This window comes from Clostridium sp. (genome assembly GCF_051656525.1).
Taxonomy (GTDB): Bacteria; Bacillota; Clostridia; order Clostridiales; family Clostridiaceae; genus Clostridium.
Map to the genome: position 1 here is coordinate 1 of NZ_JBOGCC010000081.1, position 2,432 is coordinate 2,432.

The 2,432-nt window shown below is 28.1% G+C and carries 3 protein-coding genes; 2 read left to right on the plus strand and 1 reads right to left on the minus strand.

The window, feature by feature from the left end:
* Nucleotides 1-204, plus strand: a 204-nt coding sequence (locus ACRDDY_RS03055) for a hypothetical protein (protein WP_438563495.1), incomplete at its 5' end; no start/stop codon positions are given.
* A gap of 718 nt (nucleotides 205-922) precedes the next feature.
* Here ACRDDY_RS03055 and ACRDDY_RS03060 read toward each other — a convergent pair.
* On the minus strand, nucleotides 923-1,243 hold the full coding sequence (locus tag ACRDDY_RS03060) for a hypothetical protein (protein ID WP_438563496.1): 321 nt from the start codon (nucleotides 1,241-1,243) through the stop codon (nucleotides 923-925).
* A gap of 775 nt (nucleotides 1,244-2,018) precedes the next feature.
* Here ACRDDY_RS03060 and ACRDDY_RS03065 point away from each other — a divergent pair.
* Nucleotides 2,019-2,330 carry a hypothetical protein gene (locus ACRDDY_RS03065; RefSeq protein WP_438563497.1) on the plus strand — a complete coding sequence of 104 codons (312 nt, stop codon included), beginning with the start codon at nucleotides 2,019-2,021 and terminating at the stop codon, nucleotides 2,328-2,330.
* Nucleotides 2,331-2,432 lie beyond the last annotated feature (102 nt).

The following is a 2,432-nucleotide window of genomic DNA, read 5'->3' on the forward strand; positions in this document are numbered from 1 at the left end:
AACAATACTTTGATTGTCAAACTATTTGATAGCCCAAGAGGCAATCCTTTGATTGTCAAAGTATTTTATACTCAAAGGAGCCAAGCGCCAACTAGTTTGATTGTCAAACAATTTGATTGTCAAAGGAATCGGCGACTGGCCCCCAAACACTCAATTTTTGAGCGATCAATTTTTGCGCGAGCCATATACAAAAATATGTGGTAAGATAGTGTTCGGACCTATTAAAAAACTTAAGATTATAAGATACTAGGCTCTAGAGGCTCAACTCTGTTTCTCAATAGGATAAGAGCTTAAAACCGCGATGAGTAACCTTAATTTTATCTAAGAAATTTAGCTAAAATTAGAAAAACTTTTAGTGACCCAGTTACCACATTTTTAGGAAAACTTTGGGCTGTGTAGTTAGTGAAAAACCTGCCAATCTTTTTTTGGTCGAGTTAAGAGTTTTAGTGGCAAATATTTTGATTGTCAAAGTATCTCAGTGTCAAAGGATCCCAAGGACGTATACTTTGAGTGTCAAACTGTTTGAGTGTCAAAGTATTTGATTTGCGAAATGTTTGATTGTCAAACTATTTGATTGACTAATACTTTGATTGTCAAAATATTTGCGCGACTGACTCTTTGAGACTAAAAAACTTTGATTCCCAAAGTATTCGCGCTTGGTACTCCAAACATTTCGATTCACAAATACTTTGATAATCAAACTATTAGTCTAGGTGGGGGCTAAAAAATTGTAATAATTTTTAAAATTTAGGGGCTATTTAAAACCCCTAAATAAAAACTTAATAACTAGTAGCTGTAGTACAAATAGCTTAACTGTTATTTTAAACAGTAAAGTAATTATTTAAAACACCCCCTTTACTATTTATTTTATATTTATATTATACTACATTTTAATAAAAAATGCAACTATTAGTTGCACTTTTTATTTTTCAAGTATACCGATTACTAAATTTAGTGTTTTATATTTAAGTGTAAATTCTGTAAATTCTGTACCCGGGCTACTAGTACCTTCCGAAATTTTTACTTCTTCTGTAATTGTAATTTTTTCTATTTCTTCTGTAACTAATATATTTACACCGTTTATAAATATAGAAAAATTACCTTCTGTAAAATATACTTCTAAATTTTCGCCTTCTGTAAAACACTCATGGTAGCTACTTGCAAATTCTGTTTCCATATCTACAAAAAATACTTCTCTACAATTTTCTATTCTACCTACTAAATTTTTAATTTTGTTTTCCATTAAAACCACTCTCCTTCTTATTTATACATATATTATAACATATAATTGAATAAATTGCAACAATTATTTGCATATTTTTTAAAATATTTTTTTGTACGTGCTTTTTATTATTTTTTATTGTATGACGATATTATACCACAATGTTTTATATTTGGCCCGTTCAATTTTTGATAGTCAATTTTTGCTAGTGCCTTATGTAAAAAATTAGTGTATGATATTAACGGCCCAAGTAGCAATACTTTGACTATCAAACTATTCAAGCGCCTAATACTTTGATTATCAAACTATTGCTGCGGCGACTGCTTTTAGACTAAAATACTTTGACTCTCAAACTATTGCCCCCTGGGCTACTTTAATATTCAAATACTTTGATTGTCAAACAATTGCTGCGACAGCTATTTTTATACTATGAGCATGTGGCCTTTAAATATTTTGTGCACAAAACACTTTGATTGTCAAACTATTGCCGCTGGGGCTACTAATTACATAAATAAAAATTATTTTTGCAAATTTGTAATTTTGATTTTAAGCGCTATTTTAATTGAATTGCATATAAATATATAGCTATGCATTGCAATTGATTATAGCGCATTTTAACGCGTTTTACGCAGTTTTATAGCTTTATATTGCTATTGCATTAACAATAAATGCATAAAAACATTAAAAAATATTCAAAAAATTTTAAATTTTTGTTGATTTTTATTCAATTATAATATATAATATATTTATAAAGAACAAAGAACAATAAAAATTAAATAAAAGCGAGGCGATTTGAATGAAAAATATTGAGATAGGAACATTCTTACATTCTAAAGAGGAGTATAATTTCACAGAATTTTACGCAAGTAGAAAGCTAGATTCAGATGAAATTGAAGTATTCGAAAATATTTTAGTAGATTGCGGTTTTGAATTTAGTAGAAATAAATTCAACGAGGAACATTTTATATTCGATGATTACGAAAATAATCCTTACACACTAGAAGATTTATTATATATCTGGTTTGATAACGAATACGATAACTTCAAAGAATTTTTTAGTGATAAGCTAGAAACACTAAACAATTTAAAATCAAAGCTTTCTTTATAGAAAGCTTTGAATTTTATTCAAAAAATCAAAAATAATTGTTGATTTTTTGAATAAAATGCATTATAATATAAATATAAGAACAGTGATAACTGAATAGGAGGA

Coding starts and splice junctions, on each gene's coding strand:
- ACRDDY_RS03060 (WP_438563496.1), bottom strand. CDS start 1,243: ATGGAAAACAAAATTAAAAATTTAGTAGGTAGAATAGAAAATTGTAGA.
- ACRDDY_RS03065 (WP_438563497.1), top strand. CDS start 2,019: ATGAAAAATATTGAGATAGGAACATTCTTACATTCTAAAGAGGAGTAT.